The sequence below is a fragment of the Rhizobium sp. Rhizsp82 genome (assembly GCF_047325115.1).
Classification (GTDB): Bacteria; Pseudomonadota; Alphaproteobacteria; order Rhizobiales; family Rhizobiaceae; genus Rhizobium.
Genome location: NZ_CP168570.1, coordinates 770,327 through 793,796, shown reverse-complemented (window position 1 = coordinate 793,796; position 23,470 = coordinate 770,327). Strand labels below are relative to the sequence as shown.

The following is a 23,470-nucleotide window of genomic DNA, read 5'->3' as shown; positions in this document are numbered from 1 at the left end:
GGAACCCATTTGATGGAGATCGGCATGAAAAAGCCTTTGGCCCCGCTTCTCAACCGGCGCGCATTCATGGCCGCTGCCGGCCTGCTGCCCTTTGCGGCGTCGATGTCACGCGCGGCGGATACAACACTCAGCTTCGACGAACTCTACGGCAAATTCGGCGTGCTCGGCCTGGAATTCTCGAGCAAGGTCAAGACACTGGCAGGCCAGGAGATTTCGATGCGCGGCTTCATGGCGCCGCCGCTGAAGGCCGAGGCTGCGTTCTTCGTGCTGACCGAAATTCCGATGTCGCTCTGCCCGTTCTGCTCATCCGACGCAGACTGGCCCGACAATATCGTCGTCGTTTATCTCGACGAGAAGCAGACATTTGTGCAGCCGAGCCAGACGATCGAAGTCCGCGGCGTGCTGGAATACGGTTCCTGGAAAGATCCGGAAACCGGGTTTGTAAGCCTCCTGCGCCTGCGGCAGGCCGAGTATTCGATCGCCTGATGCTGGCTCTCGAGATCAACGATCTGTCCGTGGTCTTTCCGGGCTTGAGCGCGCCTGCGCTTGAGATCGGACGGTTGTCTCTTGCGGCCGGAAGCCGGGTAGCGATTACCGGTGCCTCGGGCTCCGGCAAGAGCACCTTCGTCAATATCGTCACCGGGCTGGAGCGCGCCGGAAGCGGATCCGTCCGCTGGAATGGCGAGGATATCTGCCGCCTCTCCGAGAGCCGCCGCGACCGTTTCAGGGCCGCGAATATCGGTTTGATCATGCAAGACTTTCATCTCTTTCCCGGGATTTCAGCAATCGAAAACGTTCTCCTGCCGGCGCGGTTGTCGGGCGTCGCCGATGCAGTGCTCATCGCCCGGGCTCGCGAATTGCTGGCGCGCACCGGGCTGCCGCGACCCGGTCAGAAAATCGAGACGATGTCGCGCGGCGAGATGCAGCGTGTGGCGATCGCGCGCGCCCTGCTGCGCAAGCCCGGTGTCATCGTGGCCGACGAGCCGACGGCGAGCCTCGATGCCGAAACTGGGCACATTATCGGCGATCTGCTGCTCGATCTTGCGATCGCCGAAGGCGGCACGCTGATCGTCATCTCGCATGATACGCGCCTTTCTGACCGGATGGATCGCCGCATCCTGCTGCGCTCCGGACGGATCGCCGACGACACCCTGATGGACGAGGCTGCGGCATGATCCGTTTCATTCTGGCCGACCTCCGGCGCCTGTGGGCCGGTTCGCTCGTCGTCGTGCTGCTCGTGGCGCTGGCAACGGCGCTCGGCGTCAGCGTCATCCTGCAGGAGCGCGCGCTGCGCCTCGGCAGTGCTCGTGCTGCTGACAAGTTCGATCTCGTCATCGGCGCCGGCGGCAGCGAAACACAGCTGGTGCTGTCTTCGATTTTCCTCCAGCCCTCACCCCTGCCGCTGATGCCCGGTGAAGTACTTGCCAAGCTTGCGGCAGACCCGCGCGTCGCCTGGCTGTCGCCTGTTGGTTTCGGCGATTCCTTTTCCGGCTATCCGGTCGTCGGCACGAGCACTGCGCTGCCTGCGGATCTGTCGGGCGGATTCAGCGAAGGTCAGGGTTTTGCTGCCGAAACCGAGGCGGTGGTCGGCGCGGCTGTCACGCTGCCGCTTGGGTCCGAGATAAAGCCGATGCATGGCACCGCCGAAACCGGCGGCCACACGCATACCGAAATCGTCTATCGCGTGACCGGTCGAATGAAAGCAACGGGAACGGCCTGGGATCGCGCCATCCTCGTTCCGATCCAGGCCGTCTGGCACATTCATGGGCTGGAGGCGCATGGGGAAGCGGAGCATGACGAGGCCGGTCATAACGAGCATGATAACGATCATGAGCCGGAGTCAGATCATGACCTTGATGCTGATTGGTCTGCGGAAACACCCGCCGTTCCTGCGATCCTGGTGAAGCCGAAGACGATCGCCGATGCCTACAAGCTGCGGCAGGATTACCGCAACGGCAGCACCGTCGCGGTTTTTCCAGGCGAAGTCCTGACGAACCTTTATGCCACGCTCGGCGATGCGAAACGCATTCTCGTTGCCGTCGCTTCTGGCGCCCAGGGGCTGGTTGCGGCTTCGCTCATTCTGGTGACGGTCATCCATATCGGCCAGCGGCGGCGCCAGATCGGGGCTCTCCGGGCCTTCGGCGCGCCGCGGCATGCCATCTTCGGGATCGTCTGGGGCGAGTTCTTCGCGCTGATCGCGATCGGCATCGCTGGCGGGTTTGGCTTGGGTTATGGCGCCGCGCTGATGCTGTCCGGCCTTTTCAGTGCAAGCAGCGGTATCACGGTGCCGGTCGGCTTTGCGCGTCAGGATGTGTTTCTTGCGCTTCTGTTGCTCGGCTTCGGAGCGCTGCTTGCGGCTCTACCCGCCGTTCTTGCCTACCGGCAGTCTCCGGCGCAGGCCTTGCGCGCCTGAGGCGTTCGCGGGCTGCGACAATCTGTGCAAACGCATTAGACTAAAGTCATAATCCCAAAGCCGCTCTCTTTATCCGAATCCTTTTCTGCCACACTCTTCACAGGCGAGCCGCGTCCAGGGGCATACTTTGAGGAGAGTTTGGGACGCGCCTTGCTGCTCATCACTCTGTGGAGGACAGACAATGGCAAATGTCGCAAGCGCCGAAGGCGCGAAGGCCGGTCCGATGACCGGCGAGGAGAAGAAGGTCATCTTCGCCTCGTCGCTCGGTACCGTTTTCGAATGGTACGATTTCTATCTTTACGGTTCGCTCGCCACCTATATCGGCGCGACCTATTTCACCCAATATCCGGAAGCGACGCGTAACATCTTCACGCTTCTCGCCTTTGCGGCGGGCTTCCTTGTCCGTCCGTTCGGTGCGCTGGTGTTCGGCCGTCTCGGCGATCTCGTCGGCCGCAAGTACACCTTCCTGGTCACGATCCTGATCATGGGCTTCTCGACCTTCCTCGTCGGCATCCTTCCGGGTGCGGCGACAATCGGCATTGCGGCTCCGATCATTCTGATCGTGCTGCGCCTTCTGCAGGGCCTGGCGCTTGGCGGTGAATATGGCGGTGCGGCGACCTATGTTGCCGAACATGCGCCGAATGGCCGGCGCGGCTATTTCACCTCATGGATCCAGACGACGGCAACGCTTGGTCTCTTCCTGTCGCTGATCGTCATCATCTCCGTCCAGCAGATGCTCGGCTCGACCGCATTCGCTGCCTGGGGCTGGCGCATTCCGTTCCTGGTTTCGGTTCTGCTTCTCGGCGTTTCGGTCTGGATTCGTCTCAAGATGAATGAATCTCCGGCCTTCCAGAAGATGAAGGCCGAGGGCAAGGGCTCGAAGGCGCCGCTGACGGAAGCCTTCGGTACCTGGAAGAATGCCAAGATCGCCATCATCGCGCTGCTCGGCGCCACGATGGGTCAGGCAGTCGTCTGGTACTGCGGCCAGTTTTACGCGCTGTTCTTCCTGCAGAACGTTCTCAAGGTGGATCTGCAGTCGGCCAATATCATGGTCGCGATCGCGCTTATTCTTGCAACGCCGTTCTTCGTGATCTTCGGTTCGCTCTCCGACAAGATCGGCCGCAAGCCGATCATCATGGCGGGCCTGCTGATTGCCGCCATCACCTACCAGCCGCTGTTCAAGGCAATGACCTATATGGCCAATCCGGCCCTCTATGAGGCACAGGCTGCGATCCGCGCAACGGTGACCGCTGACCCGGCAGACTGCAAGTTCCAGTTCAACCCGACCGGTACATCGAAGTTCACCAGCTCCTGCGACGTGGCTACGGCGTTCCTGACGAAGAACTCGGTACCTTATGACGTCGTGCCCGGCCCGGCCGGACAACCGGCAACCGTCAAGATCGGCGAAGCGACCATTCCGAGCTTCGACGTCATCGCTGCCGGCGACAAGGCCAAGGGCATGACGGCCGCCTTCGAGAAGAGCACCAACATGGCGCTTCACGATGCCGGTTATCCGCTGAACCGTGGCGCCGCCAAGGTTCCGGATTCCAAGCTCGATGCTTTCATCGCTGCCAATCCGGAACTCAATCTCAACGCCGAGACGATCCGCGGCGGCGAGAAGGAAACAATGCCGGCCGACAAGCTGATTGCCGGCAAGCTGCTGACGGCGGAAGAAGCCAACGGTGTGACCGACATGGCGGTCTATACGGTCGCCGGTGGCGGCAGCTTCGCCATGGTTGCCGATCCGGCGCGCGTGAACTGGGTCGGCACGATCGCCGTCCTCTTCGTTCTCGTGCTTTACGTGACGATGGTCTATGGCCCGATCGCAGCACTTCTGGTCGAGCTCTTCCCGACCCGCATCCGCTACACTGGCATGTCGCTGCCTTACCATATCGGCAACGGCTGGTTCGGTGGCCTGCTTCCGGCAACGGCGTTCGCGATGAGTGCCGCCGCCGGCGATATCTACTACGGCCTCTGGTATCCGATCGTCTTCGCAGGCATCACGCTGGTCATCGGCCTGCTGTTCCTGCCGGAAACCAAGAACCGCGATATCCACGCTGATTAAAGATTTGGCGTAGTGACGAAAAAGACCCGGCGCTCTCAAGGCGCCGGGTTTTTCTATGTCCGCAGCATGCGTTTTGGCACCGGCCAGCCATCCGCCACCCTGAAAAGGATGCCGTAGCGCGAAAAGACGATGGCGATCATCAGCGAGAACCAGCCGCCGAGCGCCAGGCCGGCAATCACATCGCTTGGATAATGGGCACTGACCATGACGCGGGTCATGCCGAGCCAGAGGGCGCAGGCAAGGAAGACGACGCGGTAGCGCGGGAAGAGAAGCGACAGCGCCGCGAAGAAAGCGCCGATGGTCGTCGCATGTCCTGACGGGAAGCTTTCAAAGGCGGCGTGACCCGAAAAGGGCGAGAATGAGAAGATCCCGTAGTCATCGAAATGCTGCGGCCTGGCGCGGCCAATGGCGCGCTTGAGGATATTCGCGAGGATGCCTGATAGTGCGATCGAGATCAGCAGATAGGCGCCGATCCAGCACATCTGCAGCGCCTGGATGCGGGTACGCAGCGATCTGACGATACGAAGCGCCGCTAGGCCTTCGAAGAACAGGAAGGCGCTGACGATGATGATCCATCCGGACGTGCCGAAATCGGTGAGGATGCGGCCGAGGCGTCGGATGACCGGTGGCACCTGTCCGGCGCCGACAGGACCGTCGAGAAGCAGCATCGACAACAGAACTGCGTTACAGGTGATGAAAAGGCAGGTCTGCCACCGCAATTGCGGCATGCGACAGGTGCTCCGGCGCCAGCGCCTGTCGAGCGAGGAAAGTATCGCCTGCATCAAATCCGATCCGTTCGAAAATCAATCTCAAGAACGGATCGACGCTAGCATCCGGCGGCGACAGTTTTTTTACGGATGCCTTTAAAGAAGGCGGCTGAGCCGCGGTATCGGCCAGCCCTCGCGCCCGACCGAGAAGACAAAGCCGAAACGGGCGAAGGCGATGGAGAGCGCAAAGGCGAGCCAGGCTCCAAGCGCCAGTCCGGCGGCGACATCGCTCGGGTAGTGGACGCCGATGATGACCCGGGTGGCGCCGAGCCAGAGGCCGATGCCGATGAAGACCAGCCGGAAGCGCGGGAAGAGCAAGGCCAGCGACATGAAGAGCGCGCCGATATTGGCGGAATGTCCCGAAGGAAAGCTCTGGTGCAGGAAATCCCAACTGAACGGCGTGAAGCTGAATATACCCTCCTGCTCGTAGAGCAGCGGCCGGGCGCGGCCGATCAGGAACTTCAGCGGATTGGCGATGGCGCTCGCGAGCACGACAGAAAGGCCGACATAGGCGGCCATCTGGCCGAAATAGGTCATCCGGAATCTGCGCCTCACTTTCCAGAGGCGGCGGCGGACGACATAGCCGGTGAGCAGAATGGTGGCGAGGCCGGCAAGGATCCAGGCGAGCCTGCCGATATCGGTCACGTCACCGGCAATCGAGACCAGCGGCGGCGAAAGGCTTTTGACCGCCTGCCCCAGCGGCCGGTCGAAGACGAAGAAGGCAATTGCGACGGCGTTGATGGCGAAGAGCGCGAAAGCTTTCCAGGGAACCCGACGATGGATCGTGCGACGCGCCTCATAGCGCTTCTTCAGATAGGCTTTGCAGCCTGGCTTCGCTCCGGCGGTGTCGCTCATTCTGTCCCTTTGTGGTTGGCACGGGGGACATAGGGAGACGAGGCGGCGGCTTCAATGAAAAAGCCCTCCGCGCGGATGCGCGAAGGGCCTGAAAAGCGTTTCACGTGAAATATCAGGCGGAGAGCGCCTTGAATTCCGCGAGGATAGCATCGCCCATTTCGACGGTACCGACCTGCTTGCAGCCTTCGCCCATGATGTCGCCGGTGCGGATGCCCTTGTCGAGAACGTTGGCGATCGCCTTCTCGAGGTTGTCGGCTTCGGTGACCATGTTGAAGGAATAACGCAGGCACATGGCGAAGGAGGCGATCATGGCGATCGGGTTGGCAATGCCCTTGCCCGCGATGTCAGGTGCCGAACCGTGAACGGGCTCGTAGAGCGCCTTACGCTTGCCGGTCTTGCCATCGGGAGCGCCGAGCGAAGCAGACGGCAGCATGCCGAGCGAACCGGTCAGCATGGCGGCGACGTCGGAGAGCATGTCGCCGAACAGGTTGTCGGTGACGATGACATCGAACTGCTTCGGTGCGCGCACGAGCTGCATGCCGCCGGCGTCGGCCAGCATGTGCTCGAGCTGGACGTCAGCGTATTTTTCCTTGTGCGTCGCCGTCACCACCTGATTCCAGAGCACGCCAGACTTCATGACGTTGCGCTTTTCCATGGAGCAGACGCGGTTCTGGCGGGTGCGGGCCATTTCGAAGGCAACGCCGGCGATACGCTCGATTTCGTAGGTGTCGTAGACCTGCGTATCGATGCCGCGCTTCTGGCCGTTGCCGAGATCGATGATCTCCTTCGGCTCGCCGAAATAGACGCCGCCGGTGAGTTCACGGATGATGAGGATGTCGAGGCCCTCAACCAGTTCCGGCTTCAGCGAGGAAGCGGAAGCGAGCGCCGGGTAGCAGATTGCCGGGCGCAGGTTTGCGAAGAGCTGCAGATCCTTGCGCAGGCGCAGGAGGCCTGCTTCCGGGCGCACTTCATAGGGAACGCTATCCCACTTCGGGCCGCCGACGGCGCCGAACAGAACCGCATCGGCGGCAAGCGCCTTCTGCATGTCGGCTTCGGAAATCGCCTGGCCGTGGGCATCATAGGCCGAGCCGCCGACGAGACCTTCGTCGGTGACGAAACCGGCCTTCATTGCATCGTTCATGTAAGCGATGATCTTGCGGACCTCGCCCATGGCCTCGGGGCCGATGCCGTCGCCCGGCAGCAGGAAAAGATTGCGCGATGTCATGAAACCCTCCGCAGAAAAACAAGCTGCGGCTTCTTAGACCCCGGAAAACCGCATTTCAAGCAAGAGAGAGGCCGAATCGGTACGGTTTGCCGCGCTATCGATCTGTTCTGGAGTGTTGACCCCTGCGCGTCTCCGCGCCAAGAAGATGGTCACGTTTCAAGAAATGGAATTCAGAATGTCCCCGTCTCCATTGCATCTCAACACCCCTCTCCTGCGCAGCGCTGCCGATTACAGCGCCAGCGGCAAGCCGCTCTTACTGAAGCTCGATGCGCTGCAGCCTTCAGGCAGCTTCAAGATGCGCGGCGTCAGCCGGCTGTGCCAGCATGAGGTGGAGAATGGCGCAAAGGAGATCTTCTGCGCCTCCGGCGGCAATGCCGGGATTGCGGCGGCGTTTGCTGGCCGGGCGCTCGGCGTTCCCGTCACGATCGTCGTGCCGGAGACAACGTCAGCTGAAGTCCGCCAGTCGATCGAGGCGACCGGTGCTTCCGTTCTGGTGCATGGCTCGGTCTTCGATGAGGCCAATGCCTATGCAATCAAGCTCTCGGAAGCGCGCAAGGCCGCATATGTGCATCCCTTCGATCATCCGCTGCTCTGGGAAGGGCATGGGACGTTGATCGATGAGGTCGTTGCGAGCGGGACCCGTTTCGACTGCGTGATCGCCAGCGTCGGCGGCGGCGGTCTGTTGGCCGGTATCGTCGCGGGCCTGAAGCGCAATGGCCTTGGCGATGTGCCGGTGATCGCCGTCGAAACCGAAGGTGCTGCCTCCTTCCATGAAGCGCTGAAGGCGAAGGAGCGCATCACCCTGCCCGGCATCACCTCGATCGCCAACTCGCTCGGCGCCCGGCAGGTTGCGCAGCATGTCTTCGATCTGCCCAATCACCATCCGATCGAAAGCGTCACCGTGACCGATGCGGAAGCGGTGGCCGCCTGCCTGAAATTTGCCGATGCGCACCGCATTCTCGTCGAGCCCGCCTGCGGCGCGGCGCTCGCCGTTGCCGACGTGCATGCGGGACTGCTGTCACGCTTCGAAAACCCGCTCATTGAAGTCTGCGGCGGCATCGGGGTGTCGCTCGGCAAGCTCAAGGCGTGGCAGGAACGCTTTTTCTGAGGGGCAAACAAAAAAGCCGGGCATTGCCCGGCTTTTTCGTCAGATGTTCTCGATGGCTCAGGCAGCCCAGGGGCGCGAAGCGGAATTCTTCTTTTCGAAGCTGTCGATCGCCGTACCCTTTTCCATCGTCAGGCCGATGTCGTCCAGGCCGTTCAGCAGGCAGTGGCGCTTGAAGGCGTCGAGGTCAAACTTGATCGAGCCGCCGTCCGGGCCGGTGATCTCGAGGTTTTCGAGGTCGACGGTGAGGATGGCGTTGGAGCCGCGCGAAGCGTCGTCCATCAGCTTGTCGAGATCTTCCTGGCTGACCTTGATCGGCAGGATGCCGTTCTTGAAGCAGTTATTGTAGAAGATGTCGGCGAAGCTAGTGGAGATCACGCAGCGGATGCCGAAATCGAGCAGCGCCCACGGGGCATGCTCGCGCGAAGAGCCACAGCCGAAATTGTCGCCGGCAACGAGGATCTTGGCGTCGCGGTAGGCCGGCTTGTTCAGCACGAAATCGGCGTTTTCGGAACCGTCTTCATTGTAGCGGGCTTCGGCGAAGAGACCCTTGCCAAGGCCGGTGCGCTTGATGGTCTTCAGATAGTCCTTCGGGATGATCATGTCCGTGTCGATGTTGACGACGGGCAGGGGCGCGGCAACGCCGGTGAGCTTCACGAATTTATCCATGACCTAGGCTCCAAATTCAGCGGATGTACTTTCGTTGATCAGCATCTAGTCCAGTTTCCCGCCGAAATGAAGGAGAATCTTTCCAGAATGGCGGCTGCGCGGCGTTTCGCGCAGCCTGACCACTTTGCATAGGCGGCTATTTGGATGCTTCGTTGAGGCCCCAGACGACGCCGAAGGGGTCGCGCAGCTGGCCGTAGCGATCACCCCAGAACATCAGCTCGATCGGCATGACGACTTCGGCGCCGGCAGCCACTGCGCGGTTCCACCAGGCATCGATGTCGTCGATGACGAGCTGGATCGCAAAGCCTTCGTGACCCTTGAAGGGATGGCCGTATTCCGGATAGGCATCCGACAGCATCAGCGAGCTGCCGTTGATATAGAGATGCACATGCATCGTCCGGCCCTTCTCGTCGGCCGGCACGACATAGGCCTCTTCGGCGCCGAATGCCTTCTTGTAGAATTCTGCGGCCTTGAGCGCACCGTCGACTGTCAGATAGGGCAGCAGGCCATTCTTGACCGGCGGCATCTTGGCGGGTGCGGTTTCCATCGTGCTCATGTTCTTCCTCCGTCTCCTGATTTGAAGGTCCGGCATCGGGGCCGTCCGCCTCAAGGACGTGAAGGTAGAGCGGGAGCCGACAGCTCCATAAAGAATTTTTCGTGAAGGCTGGAAGGCCGGTGCGATCAGAGATCGATGATGGTGCCGCGGCCGTCGTTCCAGATGCGCATTTCGCGCTGCTGCGTCTGAGCCTTGGCGCGCACCGGAGCCGGTTTCATCTTCAGCGACAGGGCGCGGCCAACCATCAGCACGGTCAGGATGCCGCCGACGGCGAGCGTGACCGAGAAGGTAAACAGCGCAAGAGCCACAAACACGGTGACGCCTGCCAGCATGAGGAAGATGGAACGGATATTCTGCATAATTCTAGACCTCTCTTCGAAAGGAATGTGGTCCTTGATTTCCCTCTGTGCAAGGCAAGCATGGCTTTTTGTTGTCTTGTCAGCCTTCACAAAGCTTGGCACACATTCGTGATGAGCCGAAATTCCCCTGCCCGTTCCCTCAGCCTGCGCCGCTCGGTGCTCAGCGTTCCTGCCATCAATGCCCGCGCATTGGAAAAGACCCATGTGCTTGATTGCGATGCCGTCATCTTCGATCTGGAGGATTCCGTCGCGGCGGAGAAGAAGGATGAGGCGCGGGCAAACCTGAAGGCGTTCTTCGCCGGCCCGGCGCTGGCGGGCAAGGAGAGGATCATCCGCATCAATGCCCTTTCCTCCGGTTTCGGCCTTGCCGATATGGAACTGGTGCGGGCTCTCGAGCCGGATGCGGTGCTGCTGCCGAAAGTGGACGAGCCGCAGGATGTGATGGCGATCAGCGACATGCTTGGCGATGCCGATGCCGCGGAAACGCTGCGGATCTGGGCGATGATCGAGACGCCGCGCGGCATCCTAAATTCGGCGGCGATCGCCGAGTTCGGGCGGACAGCCGGGTCGCGGCTCGATTGCTTCGTTGTGGGCTTGAACGATCTGCGCAAGGAAACCGGCGTTCTGCCGCAGCCGGGGCGCACCTATCTGGTGCCGTGGCTGATGCAGGTGATCTTGGCCGTCAGGGCCTATGGGCTCGATGCGATCGACAGCGTCTTCAACGATTTCAAGGATGCGGATGGCTTCGAGGCGGAATGCGCGCATGCCCGCGCGATGGGTTTCGATGGCAAGATGCTGATCCATCCGGCGCAGATCGAAATTGCAAACCGGCATTTCGGGCCTGACGACGCTGCCATCCGCGAGGCCGAAGAGATTATCGCTGCCTTTGCCGATCCTGCGACTGAAGGTCTCAACGTCATCAATTCAAACGGCCGGATGATCGAGCGCCTGCATCTTGTCCAGGCGGAAAGTCTGGTTCATAAATCCCGCCTCATTGCTGAACGGAAATCATGACATGAAGCTCTACCGCCTTCTGACCGGCCAGGACGATGCCGCATTCTGCCACCGTGTAACCGATGCTCTCAACAAGGGCTGGTCGCTGCAGGGCTCTCCCTCGGTCACCTTCAATGCCGAGACCAAGCAGGTCATTGCCGCCCAGGCGATCGTCAAGGACGTCGAAGGCAAGGACTACCACCCGGATATGAAGCTCTCCGAGCAGTAAGATTTACCGGTCGGCCGCCTCTTCGGCGCTCGCCTCGATACGCTCCATGTCGTCATCGCTGAGGCCAAAATGGTGGCCGATTTCGTGGATGAGGACATGGGTGATGATATCGCCGAGCGTTTCGTCGTTCTCGGCCCAGTAATCCAGGATCGGGCGGCGATAGAGGCGAATGCGGTTCGGCAGTTCGCCGGTTTCCATTGTGAACCGTTCCGAAATGCCCCTGCCCTCGAAAAGGCCGAGCAGGTCGAAGGGCGTTTCCAGCGCCATGTCCTCGAAAACGTCGTCGTCCGGGAAATCTTCGATCTCGATCGTCAGATTGGCGGTAAGCGAACGGAACTCGTCCGGCAGGTGGCTGTAAGCCTCCATCGCCAGGGATTCAAATGTGCTGAGCGTCGGAGCATGGCGATCGCGCCAATCCTCGCTCTGGTCTATGCGGGCCATCAAAAACCCCTTTCTCTGCCGCCCATATAGAACCTTTGTGAAGGATTTTCGAGTGTGGAATCAATGGCAGGAATAAATTCACAACAAACGGCTGTTGACTCTTCCGGCAGGCTCTGGAATCCATAAGAACATAACAGGAACAATTCTGATCTGGAGTGAACGTCATGGCACAGACGGCCGTGACGCGCGAGCGGCTTTTTGCGCTCCGCGAAACCATTGCAAAGCTTGAAGGAAAACCGGTGCCGGCGCTTGCGGCAGCCGAACAGGAAGCGCTGGGTAAGGGAAATGCACCGCGAAAGAGGGATGAGACACCACGGTTCTGCTTTGGCATACCGGAGCTGGATGAGGCACTCGAAGGCGGATTACCGCTCGATGCGTTGACGGAAATCCGCACGAAGATGTTTCTCGATGCAGGCAGCAGCAGCGGATTTGCGCTGGCGATCGCCGCAGCTTTGCAGCATCGGGCCGAGGAAAAAAATCCCGTCCTCTGGATCGCCGACAAGGTCGGCACGATCGAGGCAGGGGTGCCCTATGCCGTCGGACTGAAGGATTTCGGATTGCGGCCGGAGCTTTTCCTGCATGCGAGCCCCCGCAAACTGGAGGATGCGCTCTGGCTTGCGGAAGCGGCGCTTGAGAGCGGCGCCTTCGTGACGACGATCCTGGAAATCCGCGGCAATCCGAAATCCTTCGGCCTTGCCGAGAGCCGGCGCTTTCACCTGCGGGCGAAATCGGCCGGTCGCTCCCTGCTGCTGCTGCGGCAATCAGGAGAGGAAGAGACAAGCAGCGCACATTTCCGTTTTCTTGCCGGGCCCGCGCCTGCGCGGGAGCGGCCCCTGCCGGATGGTTCGATGCTGGGCGGCAGCATCGGCAATCCGGTCTTTCATCTCACCCTGGAGAAGAGCCGCAATCCGGCCCCCCTCTCCCTCTTCCTGGAGTGGAATCCCCATGACCGCCAGTTTCTCCCTGTCGACCAACCAGCCGTTACTCGCTTTCCAGAGCAGCGGGCAGCGCATTCTGGCGCTGTACTTCCCACATCTTTCGACCGACAGGATCGCCCGAAAGCGGTGGGGCCTCTCGTGGCGTTCGAAAGGGCGTCCTGAGGCCGCTCCGATCGTCTGCTCTGGTCGCTCCGACAATACGATGCGGCTGACGGCGCTGGACGAGAAGGCGGAGAAACTCGGCCTCAAGAAGGGTCTTGGCGTCGCCGAAGCTCGCGCCATCCACCCGATCATCGATGTCGTGGAAGAAGATGCGGCAGCCGACAAACGCCTGCTTGAGGCCGTTGCTGACTGGTGTGACCGCTATACGCCTCTGGTCGCTCTAGATGGCAAGGACGGGCTCTTCCTCGACATAACAGGCTGCTCGCATCTCTTCGGCGGCGAGCGGGCGATGCTGAAGGATATCCTGTCTCGTCTTGCCGGCATGGGCTTCGATATCCGCGGCGCGATTTCCTCGTCACCGGGACTATCCTGGGCCGTCAGCCGTTTCGGCGAAGGCGGTGTGATTGCGGAGGACGAGGCGGAAGCGGTTCTCGAGCCCCTGCCGGTCACGGCGCTGCGGCTGGATGTATCTGTCATAGAGGCATTGCAAAAGCTCGGCCTGCGCTATGTCGGCGATCTCATGCAGGCGCCGCGCGCGCCGCTCAACCGCCGCTTTGGCGGCAGTGTTCTTTTGCGGCTCGATCAGGCATTGGGGCATGATGAAGAACCGGTCTCTCCCCGTCTGCCGGTCGCCAGCCTGTCGGCCGAGCGGCGGCTTGTTGATCCCATTGCCGCCGAAGAAGAGATTATCGCTCTTGCCAGCCAGGTCGCGCATTGCCTGAAGCCCTCCTTTGAAACCCAGGGCGTCGGAGGCCGGGTCTTCGAGCTGGTCCTGTTCCGGGTGGATGGATGCGTCTTTCGAATTTCTGCGGGGGCGTCCCGGCCTTTGCGGGATCCGCAGCGCATTGCCGGTCTGTTTTCCGAACGCCTGACAGCAATCCATGAGGATATCGATGCGGGATACGGTTTCGAAATCCTGCGGATCAATGTTCTCCGGCATGAGAGCTTCCATAATGTTCAGGACGATTTCGAAGGGAATAGGCAATCACAGGTCTCGCTTGCCGTCTTCGTCGATAAGGTATCGGCCCGTCTCGGCGAGGAATGCCTGACCCGTTTTGAATTGCGCGAAAGCCATATCCCGGAGCGGGCAACCTTTGCCGTTCCCGCCATTCAAGTCCTGGACAGAGCGCCGGTGGAGGTAACGCCACCCGCGGCAAAGAGCGAGCGGCCGGCTCGCCTGCTTCCGGCGCCTGAATTGATGGAAGCGTTTGCCGCAGAGGTTCCGGATGGCGCGCCGGCACATTTTCGCTGGAGGCGCATTCGTCACCGCGTCCTGAAGAGCGAAGGGCCGGAGCGGATCGCCATGGAATGGTGGATCGATGGCGTCGGCGCCAAGGAGCGCGACTATTTCAGCGTCGAGGACGAGCAAGGATATCGTTTCTGGATCTATCGCGAAGGTCACTATGGGCCGGATACCCCGCAATGGTTCATGCATGGAATTTTCGCATGAGCCCGGCCTTCTTCGAGATCGGCGCGAAAACCAACTTCTCCTTTCTGGAGGGCGCCTCCAAGCCTGAGGAGATCGTCACCCAGGCGGCCCTTCTCGGTCTCTCCGGCATCGGGGTCGCCGACAGGAATTCCGTGGCGGGTGTCGTGCGCGCCTATGCCCAGACGAAGGTCCTTCGCGGCAAGTATGAGCGAAAGCTGGCGGGCCGGCTGGAGAAAGGAGAGGAGGCAGAAGAGATCCTGGATCCCGTGCCGTTTCAGCCGGGAGCGCGGCTCGTCTTCTGTGATCAGACGCCTGAAATCCTGACTTACCCGAAAGACCGGAAAGGCTGGGGGCATCTCTGCCGTCTGCTGAGTGCCGGGAATCTGAAGGAGGGAGCGATAAAGGGAACCTGTCTTCTCGAGGAGGCGGATATCATGGAATGGGGCGATGACATGATGCTTGCTGTCGGGCCCGATCCCAAGCTCATCAAGGATAGCGATCGGCGAGGCCTCTTCCTGGATTGTCTCCGCCGCCTCAAAGACCGGTTCCGTTCCAATCTCTTCCTGGCATTGACCCCGGCCTACAACGGTCACGATGCGCTGACATTTGCGGCCTTTGCCAACATGGCGGCAGACATCGGTGTCCCGCTGATTGCGACCAATCAGCCGCTCTATCACGCAAGAACGCGCAGGCCGCTATCCGATGTGGTGACCTCCATTCGCGAGCATGTACCAATCCCCCGGGCTGGTTTTCTTCTAGCGCCGAATGCGGAACGCTATCTCAAGAAAGGCCGGGAAATGGCGCGGCTCTTCAGGAACTACCCGGAGGCGATTGAGAACACCGGCCATTTTTTTGCTCAGCTGAAATTCTCCCTGGACGAGATCAGCCACAATTATCCGGAGGAGAACGCGCCTGGCGAAACCGCCTATGAAACGCTCGACCGGCTGACGCGGGCCGGTGCGGTGAAGCGGTATCATCCCGGTGAAGTTCCGAAGAAGATCCAGGATCAGATCGATTATGAACTCGATCTGGTCAGGCAGAAAAACTATGCCTCCTATTTCCTGACGGTTCATCGGATCGTCCAGCATGCGCGCTACGACAAGAAGATCCTGTGCCAGGGGCGTGGCTCGGCAGCCAATTCCGTCATCTGCTATTGCCTTGAGATAACCGAAGTCGATCCTGCAAAAAGTACCCTGCTCTTCGACCGGTTCATTTCCATGGACCGGGATGAGCCGCCGGATATAGATGTCGACTTCGAGCATGACCGGCGCGAAGAGGTCATCCAGTTCATCTATGAGACCTACGGCATCAATCACGCCGGCCTGACGGCAGGGGTGACCACCTACCGGACGCGCTCGGCAGGGCGCGAAGTGGCCAAAGCCTTCGGTCTTTCCGAAGATGTTCAGTCGGCGATCGGCAGTCTGGTCTGGGGATGGTCGGACGATAGCCTGTCCGAGCGCGAGGCACGCGCCGCGGGTCTCGACATGTTCGATTCTATGACGAGAAACGTGCTGCAATATGCGTCCGAGCTCCTCTCCTTTCCGAGGCATCTGACGCAACATGTCGGTGGCTTCGTCATTACCCGCGATCGGCTCGATGAGATCGTGCCGATCATGAAGACCGCGATGCCCGGCCGCTACATGATCGAGTGGGACAAGGACGATCTGGATAATGTCCGGATTCTGAAAGTCGATGTTCTCGCACTCGGTATGCTGACCTGTTTGCGCAAGGCTTTTGCGCTGCTTGAGGATCACTATGGGGTCCGCAAAACGCTGGCCGATCTCGGCAACAGGGAGCACGGCGAAGAGGGGCGGCCGGTCTATGCGATGATGTGCCGGGCGGATACGCTTGGCGTCTTTCAGATCGAAAGCCGGGCGCAGATGAGCATGCTGCCGCGTCTCAGGCCCGACCGGTTCTACGACCTCGTTATCGAGGTGGCGATCGTGCGCCCAGGCCCGATCCAGGGCAACATGGTGCATCCCTATCTGAAGCGGCGGGAACAGTTCAAAAGCGGCGCCAAGATTGACTATCCGAGCCCGGAACTGGAATCCGTGCTGGAGAGAACGCTTGGTGTTCCCCTCTTCCAGGAACAGGCAATGCAGATCGCCATCACGGCGGCAGGCTTCAAACCCGCCGAGGCCGACAAGTTGCGGCGCGCCATGGCGACGTTCAAACGAACGGGCACGATCGGAAATTTCGAAAGCCGTTTTATCGAGGGGATGGTCGCCAAGGAATATGACCGCGAATTTGCCCAGCAGTGCTTCAATCAGATCAAGGGTTTCGGCGAGTATGGCTTTCCAGAAAGCCACGCAGCCTCCTTCGCCCTGCTCGTCTATGCCTCATCCTGGATGAAGGCCTATTATCCCGATGTCTTCTGTGCGGCGATGCTGAACTCGCAGCCCATGGGGTTCTATGCGCCGGCGCAGCTGGTGCGCGACGCGCGTGAGCACGGCGTCGAGATCCGCGAGGTCGATATTAACAGCTCGGATTGGGACTGCCTGCTGGAAAAGGCGGCCTTCGATAAGAGCAAGGTCGATTTCCGGCATGCCGGGATGCGCGATGTCATCCAATCAAAGCGCGCTGTTCGGCTCGGTTTCCGGCAGGTGAAGGGTCTCTCTGAAGACAGCATGCGGCGGCTCGTTGACATGCGTGGAAACGGTTATCGCTCGATCCACGACCTCTGGCTGCGCTCCGGCCTCAAGAAGTCCGATATCGAAAGATTGGCCGATGCAGATGTCTTCGGGTCCATCGGGCTTACCCGGCGCGAGGCTCTATGGGCCGTGCGAGCTCTGGATGTGCAGAGCGCCGCCGAGAAGCTGCCGCTATTCGAATGTGCGGGTAAGGATGATCTGCAGATCGAGCCGGAGACACAGCTGCCGGAAATGCTGCCCGGTGAGCAAGTGGTCGAGGACTATCGCTATCTCTCGCTGTCGCTGAAAGCGCCCCCTGTCTCCTTCCTGCGCGAGGACTTCCGTAGGGCCGGCATAACCCGCAATGTCGATCTGCTGCAGGTCGCAAATGGCAGGCGGGTGACGATTGCTGGGCTCGTCCTGGTCCGGCAGCGGCCGGGTTCGGCCAAGGGTGTCATCTTCATGACCCTAGAAGACGAAACCGGTGTCGCCAATGCGATCGTCTGGCCCGCCGTGTTCGAAAAATATCGCGCCACCGTCATGGGTGCCCGGCTGGTCAAGATTCGCGGCAAGCTGCAGAGCCAGAGCGGTGTAATCCATACCGTTGTCGAGCATATCGAGGACATGACCCCTGCGCTCGGCATTCTCCAGCAGGAGGCGCGGCGGTTCGGGGCGAGCGATCGATCGGACGAAGCCATGCGGCCGACGGTCGATCACCGGCAGAAGAAGATCATGACGGCGCTGGAACGTGCAGGTCTGGAAAAACGCATGGCCGGAGAGAAGAGCGATAAGGAAGTGGCAGAAACCGTGAAAGTGATGCCGAGAGGGCGCAATTTCCATTGATCCCGCGAAAATGCAGCAAGATCAGATCGATAGGTTTTTACCGTGCAGGGTGCTCACCTTGATGTGAGCGTCCCGGGCATCTGGTGATGTTTTTTCATCTCGATTTTTTCTTGACACTCACCATCTTCTTTAGCAGAAAACACGATAGTGAATGTCATGTTTGGAATGATGACGTGCTGGTCTGCAGCTGCAACTACATAACCGACAAGGAAATCCGTGAGGTTATCAACAGCCTTCTCGACGAAGACTGTTGGCAGCTGATCGTTCCTGCGAAGGTCTATCATGCCATGGAGAAGCGCGGCCGTTGCTGCGGTTGCTTCCCCAACGTCGTCGATATCATCATCCAGACCACTGAAGACTATCATGCCCGTCGCCACTCGACGGAAGCCGAAATATTTGATTTCATGTCCCGCCTAAAAGAATTCCATGAGGAAAACAGGAGAGCGGACATTGAAAGGCGACAAAAAAGTCATCGAGCGGCTTAACGAGGCGCTGTTTCTCGAACTCGGTGCAGTCAACCAATACTGGGTCCACTACCGCCTTCTCGAAGATTGGGGTTACACCAAGCTTGCGAAGAAGGAACGCGCCGAATCCATCGAAGAGATGCACCACGCCGACCGTCTCGTCGCCCGCATCATCTTCCTTGAAGGCCATCCGAACCTGCAGACGCTGGCGCCACTGCGCATCGGCCAGAACGTCAAGGAAGTGCTGGAAGCCGATCTTGCCGGCGAATATGATGCCCGCACGGCCTACAAGAAATCCCGCGATATCTGTCACGATGCCGGCGACTACGTGTCCATGAAGCTGTTCGAAGAGCTGTTGATGGACGAGGAAGGCCATATCGACTTCCTGGAAACGCAGCTCGAGCTGCTGGAGAAGATCGGCGAAGCCAAGTATGGCCAGCTGAATGCCGATCCCGCCAACGAGGCGGAAGGTCACTAAGACCAAACAAAACGGCCGCGAAAGCGGCCGTTTTCATATCCTGCTTTGGGTACCTATCCGCCGCCGTCGTAGACCGCGTCTCTTATGGAGACATACCGCTGAGGCAATACGGCAGCGGTTACGCTGGTAGTTTTTGGTCTCTGGCTCTGTGATCACCCTGCCCACGGAGCGTGATCGACGATCTTGAACGTGGCGATCCGCTTGCCGTCTCAGTCCGCCGCCTTCAGCGCGGCGAGATGCGAGAACTCAGCGACAACCTGGTCGTACACTGCGCGCTTGAATGGCACGATGAGGCCGGGTAGCTCGGCCATCGCCTTCCATTCCCAGGCGTCAAACTCCGGCTCGTGGCCTCCCGGTGGCGGGTTGATCGCGATCTCGTTTTCGTTGCCCTCGAAGCGGAAGGCGAACCAGCGTTGGGTCTGGCCGCGGAACTTACCCTTCAGGCCGATGCCGATCAGTTGCGGCGGCAGGTCGTAATTGATCCAGTCGCTCGCCTCCGCGAGCAGGGAGACGGTTTTCATGCCGGTCTCTTCGTAGAGCTCGCGATAGGCGGCCTCCAGCGGATCCTCGCCCTTGTCGATGCCGCCCTGCGGCATCTGCCAAAGCTGCGGCGAGCCATCATATTCGGAATTGCCGACCGGGATGCGGCGGCCGGCCCAAACCAGTCCTTCGCGGTTCAAGATCATCACGCCCACGCAGGGGCGGTAGGGCAGGTCTTCAGCCTTCACAGGCGCCTTGGTCATTGTATGTCCTCAGGGCTTTTGCGGGTCGTTGGCAAGCGCCGCGACACCGACGATCTCGATGCCGCGCATGGCCGCTTCTTCGCTCCACTTGGAGATGGCGTCAATGCTCTCGTCGAAAGCCGAGGCGACGCCGATCGCCTGGCCGTTGCGCTTGGCGATCCGTTCCAACTCGTCGAGCTTCTGCATGATGGCGTTGACGTCGAGCTGGTTGTCCAGCTGCAAGTCGGCGAAGGCATAGGGCAGCTCGGTGCCCTTGGCGACAGCCTCGGTCTTCGACTGTGCCGAGGAGCCGTCGTCGAGGAAGAGCAGCCCGCGCTTGCCGATATCGCGCATCACCGGCTCCATAGCGTCGGGGTTCGACAGGAAGCGGCCGCCGAGATAGTTCATGACGCCGGTGTAGTTGGTGATCTCGCCCATCGCCTTGTGCAGGTTCTCGATATTCTTGGCCGGCGGTTTCGAGGTCAGCAGCGTTTCCGGGCCCGGATCGTTTGCCGGATAATCGAAGGGCTCCAGCGGCACCTGCATCAGGATTTCGTGGCCGCCGCGTCGGGCCTCCTGCATCCAGCGCTGCAGGCTATTGCCGCTGGCGGCGAAGGCAAAGGTGATCTCTTCCGGCAGTTCCTTGATGGCGCGTTGCGTGCCCGTCTGGCTGAGGCCAAGGCCGCTGACGACGATGGCGATGCGGGTGCCGCGGGCGCCAGACCACGGGCGTGCATACTGGTCCATCGGGCGGCGTCCATCCGGGCCGACGATCGGCAGGCGTCCGAAGGGAGAGTCTTCCAGCAGCTTGTCGTTCGGCATCGCCGCCATGCGCGGATCCTGGCCGATCTGCGTCGCGTCGACCAGCGCCGGACCATTGCCGTCGCGCGGGCGCGGACTGTACTTGGTGACGACAGAGCCGTCACCCGTCACCATCGTCTCGACATTGGCGCCTGAATGGGGATCGGAGCGTGTCATGCCGCTGGCAGGCTGCTTGTCTGGTGCGGGGGGCGTCTGGGCGGTATCCGTCGGCACGCCGGAAGAGCCTGTACCGGCGACCGGCGGTGCGGGCTGCTTCTGCAGGCCGTCGTCGCGCATTGCTGTGTAAAGCGAGAAGCCGCCGATGGCGATCAGGCAAAGGCTGGCGGCGATCCGGCCAATGCGCAGGATGCCCGGCCTCTTCGGGCCAGATTTACGCTTCTGGCCAAGCGGTGCATGCAAATCCGTTCCCAATTTCCTCGCCCGCCCCAAACCGGGAAACAGTCAGAATCATCAGGCCGGATGTTACTCCGGCCTGATGCAATCTCGAAATTACTTTGCGGAAACCGCCTTTTCCGGGTTCGGCGGGAAGGCCGGATCGGTCTTCTTGCCGCGGAGCAGGTCGAGCGCGTAGTTGAGCTGGACGTCGTCCTTCGGATCCGGCGGGACGTAGGCAACAGAGCCGGAGCCTTCGTCTGTCTCGCTCTGGCCCTTGATGTGGCCGCGCAGGCTGGATTCGCCCTCGGTCACCATCTTGCCCTTCAGATCGTCCGGAAGCGGCTCGTCGACCTTGATGTCAGGCGTGATGCCGGTGCCCTGGATCGAGCGGCCCGACGGCGTGTAATAGAGCGCCGTCGTCAGGCGCAGGGCGCCGTTTTCTCCGAGCGGGATGATCGTCTGGACCGAGCCCTTGCCGAACGAGCGGGTGCCGAGCACCGTTGCGCGGCGCAGATCCTGCAGAGCGCCCGCGACGATCTCCGAAGCGGAGGCAGAACCCCCGTTGATCAGCACGATCACCGGCTTGCCGTCGGTCAGATCACCAGGACCGGCGTTCCAGCGGCGGGTTTCATCCGGGTTGCGGCCGCGGGTGGAAACCACTTCGCCGCGCTCCAGCAGCGCGTCGGAGACCTTGATCGCCTGGTCGAGCAGACCGCCCGGATTGAGGCGCAGGTCGAGGACGTAGCCCTTCAGCTTGTCGGCCGGAACGGTTGCCTTGATCTTGGTGATTGCCTTTTCGAGATCCGGATAGGTCTTCTCGGTGAAGGAGATGACGCGCAGGTAGCCAACATCGTCCTCGACGCGGGACTTCACGGCCTGTACGGCCACGACGTCACGGACGATAGTCAGTTCGATCGGCTTGTCGGCGCCCTTGCGGATAAGCGTCAGCTTGATCGGCGTGTTGATGGCGCCGCGCATCTTCTCGACAGCGTCTTCCAGCTTCAGGCCGCGGACGGACTGGCCGTCGATTTCGGAGATGTAGTCGCCTGCGAGAACGCCGGCCTTGGCTGCCGGGGTGTCGTCAATCGGGGTGATGACCTTGACGAGCTCGTCTTCCATGGTGACTTCGATGCCGAGACCGCCGAATTCACCCTTGGTCTGGGTGCTCATGTCTTCGGCGTCCTTGGCATTCATGTAGCTGGAATGCGGGTCAAGCGAGGAAAGCATGCCGTTGATGGCATTTTCGACGAGCTTGTTCTCGTCCGGAGGCGTCACGTACTGGGCGCGCACACGTTCGAAAACATCACCGAATACCGAGAGCTCCTTGTAGGTGGATGCTCCCGCCGCCTCGGCGGGCACGCCTGCCGAATAGATGACGCTCATCGCGGTCGCACCCATCAATGCGCCGACCAGAACAAGAGAAGCCCTACGAATCATTGCGTGCCTTTCCAGTGTCTTTGGCGGTCCACCACGGCCGGGAATCGACCGGTTTACCGTCTTTTCGAAATTCAATGTAAAGCGTTGGAAGGTTTGTTTCCAGCGCCAATGCTGTCGCGCTTGCCACTCTTTTTGCGCCCATTGCCGCAAGCGGTTCACCGGCGAAAACGAACTTGCCCTGGCGGGTGCTGATCGTGTCCATCCCCGATAGAACCAGGTGGTAACCGTCGCCCGTATCAAGAATGATCATCTGGCCATAGCTGCGGAAGGCGCCGGCATAAACCACCAGTCCGTCCGCCGGTGCGGTGACCACCGAATCCGGGTTGGTCGCCAGCGTCATGCCCATGGCCTCGTGCCCGGTACCGTCGGCATCGCCGAACTGACGCAGAATATCGCCCGCCACGGGCAGCTCCAGCTTCGCCTTCAATTCTCCGAACGGATATGCGGGCGCAATGCGGTTTTTATCGGGCACACCGCTGTCTGCCAGGGCCTTCGCCTGGGCCCTTTGTTCATCGGTCAGGAGCTTGCGATTTTCCTCCTCGCGGCGGGCCGCCTCGGCGGCGTCGCGCACGGAAGAGATCTCCGATTCCATCGATGCGACGAGGCCTTCGAGCGTCGTCGCCTTGCCGGCGAGCTCTTCGGAATGCTTCTTTTCGGCCTCCAGCTCGGCGGCGTTGCTGCGGCTCAGCTTGTCGTTTTCGGCGAGCAGCAGATCCATGCGCCGCTCCTCCTCGATGCCGTTGGTCATCGTCGCCGTCAGGTCGGCGCGTTCCTTGGTGCTGGCTGCCTGCAAGGCGGCGAGATTGGTCAGGTCAGCAGCTAACTTATCGGTTTCCTTGCGCATTCCCGGTACAACAGCGCCAAGCAGAATGGCGCTGCGGACGGATGCGAGTGCGTCATTGGGGGTTACCAGAAGCGCCGGCGGCGGGTTGCGGCCCATGCGCTGCAGTGCTGCCAGCACTTCGGCGAGCAGGCCACGGCGGTCATGCAGCGAGCGACGGATGCCGTCTTCCTTGACGCCGAGATCGGCGAGCTTCTTCTCGCTGTCGAGGATCTGCTTTTCCAGCGTCTTGCGACGGGCGGCGGAATCGATCAGCGCCTGGCGAATGGTCGTGCTGCTCTTGTCGAGATCGGCGATGCTCTTCTCAAGCTCATTCACTTTGTCTGACGAAAGATTGATCGTCTTCGAGAGAGCATCGAGCTCGGCGCGGGTCTCGTCACGCTTCTTGGCGAGTTCTGCGGCCGGATCCGGCGGCGGCGCTTCTGCGGCTTGAGGTGTTGTAGGTGGTGCGGCAGGCGCAGGCGTGGCCTCATCACCGCTCTGAGCGGGTGCATCCTGCGCTCTAGATGGAAGCGGCAAAAGGGAAGGCACGGCTGCCGCGGTAAGACCTGCCGCAAGAAGAGGCAAAATCAGGCTCGTTCGCTTGCGGGCGCGTCGTGTCATGCGTGTTCGGGGCAACTCTCAAAATCGCGCGGAGACTAAGCTGATTTGG

At 60.9% G+C, this 23,470-nt stretch carries 23 protein-coding genes; 12 read left to right on the top strand and 11 right to left on the bottom strand.

All coding sequences use genetic code 11. The features are described 5' to 3' along the window. The first annotated feature begins 24 nt into the window (after positions 1 to 24). From ACEN84_RS08550 to ACEN84_RS08535, 4 genes are all read left to right on the top strand, one after another. Positions 25 to 486, top strand: coding sequence for a hypothetical protein (locus ACEN84_RS08550; protein ID WP_413710566.1), 462 nt, complete (start codon positions 25 to 27; stop codon positions 484 to 486). Then, a complete protein-coding gene (locus ACEN84_RS08545; RefSeq protein ID WP_413710565.1) occupies positions 486 to 1,175 on the top strand; it encodes an ABC transporter ATP-binding protein in 690 nt (229 codons plus the stop codon). Before ACEN84_RS08550 ends, ACEN84_RS08545 begins: the two co-directional genes overlap by 1 nt. Beyond that, the gene (locus ACEN84_RS08540; protein WP_413710564.1) at positions 1,172 to 2,413 is read left to right on the top strand and encodes an ABC transporter permease; all 1,242 of its coding nucleotides are present in this window, start codon (positions 1,172 to 1,174) and stop codon (positions 2,411 to 2,413) included. The genes ACEN84_RS08545 and ACEN84_RS08540 overlap by 4 nt, the downstream gene beginning before the upstream one ends. A gap of 181 nt (positions 2,414 to 2,594) precedes the next feature. Further along, positions 2,595 to 4,478, top strand: a complete 1,884-nt coding sequence (locus tag ACEN84_RS08535; protein WP_413710563.1) for an MFS transporter — start codon at positions 2,595 to 2,597, stop codon at positions 4,476 to 4,478. A gap of 53 nt (positions 4,479 to 4,531) precedes the next feature. Here ACEN84_RS08535 and lpxE read toward each other — a convergent pair whose 3' ends face one another. The 3 genes from lpxE to leuB form a co-directional block, all read right to left on the bottom strand. After that, on the bottom strand, positions 4,532 to 5,260 hold the full coding sequence (gene lpxE / locus ACEN84_RS08530; RefSeq protein ID WP_413710562.1) for a lipid A 1-phosphatase LpxE: 729 nt from the start codon (positions 5,258 to 5,260) through the stop codon (positions 4,532 to 4,534). An 81-nt stretch (positions 5,261 to 5,341) separates the two neighbouring features. Then, positions 5,342 to 6,100, bottom strand: a complete 759-nt coding sequence (locus tag ACEN84_RS08525; RefSeq protein ID WP_413710561.1) for a phosphatase PAP2 family protein — start codon at positions 6,098 to 6,100, stop codon at positions 5,342 to 5,344. Positions 6,101 to 6,212: 112 nt separating this feature from the next. Further along, positions 6,213 to 7,325 carry a 3-isopropylmalate dehydrogenase gene (gene leuB, locus ACEN84_RS08520; RefSeq protein WP_413710560.1) on the bottom strand — a complete coding sequence of 371 codons (1,113 nt, stop codon included), beginning with the start codon at positions 7,323 to 7,325 and terminating at the stop codon, positions 6,213 to 6,215. Between the two features lie 175 nt (positions 7,326 to 7,500). On the opposite strand from leuB, the gene ACEN84_RS08515 reads away from it, so the two are divergent. Then, complete coding sequence (locus ACEN84_RS08515; RefSeq protein ID WP_413710559.1) at positions 7,501 to 8,433, top strand: pyridoxal-phosphate dependent enzyme; 933 nt, start codon at positions 7,501 to 7,503, stop codon at positions 8,431 to 8,433. 57 nt (positions 8,434 to 8,490) lie between these two features. Here the strand turns inward: ACEN84_RS08515 and leuD are convergent, their stop codons facing one another. The 3 genes from leuD to ACEN84_RS08500 all read right to left on the bottom strand — a co-directional run bounded on the left by leuD (position 8,491) and on the right by ACEN84_RS08500 (position 10,014). Continuing rightward, entirely contained in the window at positions 8,491 to 9,099 is a 609-nt protein-coding gene (gene leuD / locus ACEN84_RS08510; protein ID WP_112718121.1) for a 3-isopropylmalate dehydratase small subunit, read from the bottom strand. A 136-nt stretch (positions 9,100 to 9,235) separates the two neighbouring features. Continuing rightward, positions 9,236 to 9,655 carry a VOC family protein gene (locus ACEN84_RS08505; RefSeq protein WP_112718123.1) on the bottom strand — a complete coding sequence of 140 codons (420 nt, stop codon included), beginning with the start codon at positions 9,653 to 9,655 and terminating at the stop codon, positions 9,236 to 9,238. A gap of 125 nt (positions 9,656 to 9,780) precedes the next feature. Then, positions 9,781 to 10,014 (bottom strand): hypothetical protein, encoded by a 234-nt coding sequence (locus ACEN84_RS08500; RefSeq protein ID WP_112718125.1) that lies wholly within the window; start codon positions 10,012 to 10,014, stop codon positions 9,781 to 9,783. Positions 10,015 to 10,125: 111 nt separating this feature from the next. Between ACEN84_RS08500 and ACEN84_RS08495 the strand changes: the two genes are divergently transcribed. Next, the gene (locus ACEN84_RS08495; RefSeq protein WP_413710558.1) at positions 10,126 to 11,028 is read left to right on the top strand and encodes an HpcH/HpaI aldolase/citrate lyase family protein; all 903 of its coding nucleotides are present in this window, start codon (positions 10,126 to 10,128) and stop codon (positions 11,026 to 11,028) included. 1 nt (position 11,029) lies between these two features. Continuing rightward, positions 11,030 to 11,236: a DUF1737 domain-containing protein gene (locus tag ACEN84_RS08490; protein WP_112517868.1), complete on the top strand. Its 207-nt coding sequence runs from the start codon at positions 11,030 to 11,032 to the stop codon at positions 11,234 to 11,236. 3 nt (positions 11,237 to 11,239) lie between these two features. On the opposite strand, the gene ACEN84_RS08485 is transcribed toward ACEN84_RS08490, so the two are convergent. Beyond that, entirely contained in the window at positions 11,240 to 11,677 is a 438-nt protein-coding gene (locus ACEN84_RS08485) for a metallopeptidase family protein (RefSeq protein ID WP_112718129.1), read from the bottom strand. 164 nt (positions 11,678 to 11,841) lie between these two features. Between ACEN84_RS08485 and ACEN84_RS08480 the strand changes: the two genes are divergently transcribed. The 5 genes from ACEN84_RS08480 (at position 11,842) to bfr (ending at position 18,621) form a co-directional block, all read left to right on the top strand. Further along, the gene (locus ACEN84_RS08480) at positions 11,842 to 12,777 is read left to right on the top strand and encodes an ImuA family protein (RefSeq protein WP_413710557.1); all 936 of its coding nucleotides are present in this window, start codon (positions 11,842 to 11,844) and stop codon (positions 12,775 to 12,777) included. Positions 12,778 to 12,817: 40 nt separating this feature from the next. Further along, entirely contained in the window at positions 12,818 to 14,227 is a 1,410-nt protein-coding gene (locus ACEN84_RS08475; RefSeq protein ID WP_413711281.1) for a Y-family DNA polymerase, read from the top strand. Further along, positions 14,224 to 17,679, top strand: coding sequence for an error-prone DNA polymerase (locus ACEN84_RS08470; protein WP_413710556.1), 3,456 nt, complete (start codon positions 14,224 to 14,226; stop codon positions 17,677 to 17,679). Before ACEN84_RS08475 ends, ACEN84_RS08470 begins: the two co-directional genes overlap by 4 nt. A gap of 86 nt (positions 17,680 to 17,765) precedes the next feature. Continuing rightward, positions 17,766 to 18,164 (top strand): (2Fe-2S)-binding protein, encoded by a 399-nt coding sequence (locus ACEN84_RS08465; protein ID WP_112718135.1) that lies wholly within the window; start codon positions 17,766 to 17,768, stop codon positions 18,162 to 18,164. Next, the gene (gene bfr, locus ACEN84_RS08460) at positions 18,130 to 18,621 is read left to right on the top strand and encodes a bacterioferritin (RefSeq protein ID WP_130283029.1); all 492 of its coding nucleotides are present in this window, start codon (positions 18,130 to 18,132) and stop codon (positions 18,619 to 18,621) included. Before ACEN84_RS08465 ends, bfr begins: the two co-directional genes overlap by 35 nt. Before the next feature lie 209 nt (positions 18,622 to 18,830). Here bfr and ACEN84_RS08455 read toward each other — a convergent pair whose 3' ends face one another. The 4 genes from ACEN84_RS08455 to ACEN84_RS08440 all read right to left on the bottom strand — a co-directional run bounded on the left by ACEN84_RS08455 (position 18,831) and on the right by ACEN84_RS08440 (position 23,391). Then, positions 18,831 to 19,364, bottom strand: coding sequence for an RNA pyrophosphohydrolase (locus ACEN84_RS08455; RefSeq protein WP_413710555.1), 534 nt, complete (start codon positions 19,362 to 19,364; stop codon positions 18,831 to 18,833). Positions 19,365 to 19,373: 9 nt separating this feature from the next. Continuing rightward, the gene (locus tag ACEN84_RS08450) at positions 19,374 to 20,576 is read right to left on the bottom strand and encodes a divergent polysaccharide deacetylase family protein (RefSeq protein WP_413710554.1); all 1,203 of its coding nucleotides are present in this window, start codon (positions 20,574 to 20,576) and stop codon (positions 19,374 to 19,376) included. Positions 20,577 to 20,654: 78 nt separating this feature from the next. Further along, entirely contained in the window at positions 20,655 to 21,977 is a 1,323-nt protein-coding gene (locus tag ACEN84_RS08445; protein ID WP_112718143.1) for a S41 family peptidase, read from the bottom strand. Next, a complete protein-coding gene (locus ACEN84_RS08440) occupies positions 21,967 to 23,391 on the bottom strand; it encodes a murein hydrolase activator EnvC family protein (RefSeq protein ID WP_413711280.1) in 1,425 nt (474 codons plus the stop codon). The genes ACEN84_RS08445 and ACEN84_RS08440 overlap by 11 nt, the downstream gene beginning before the upstream one ends. Between the last annotated feature and the right edge of the window lie 79 nt (positions 23,392 to 23,470).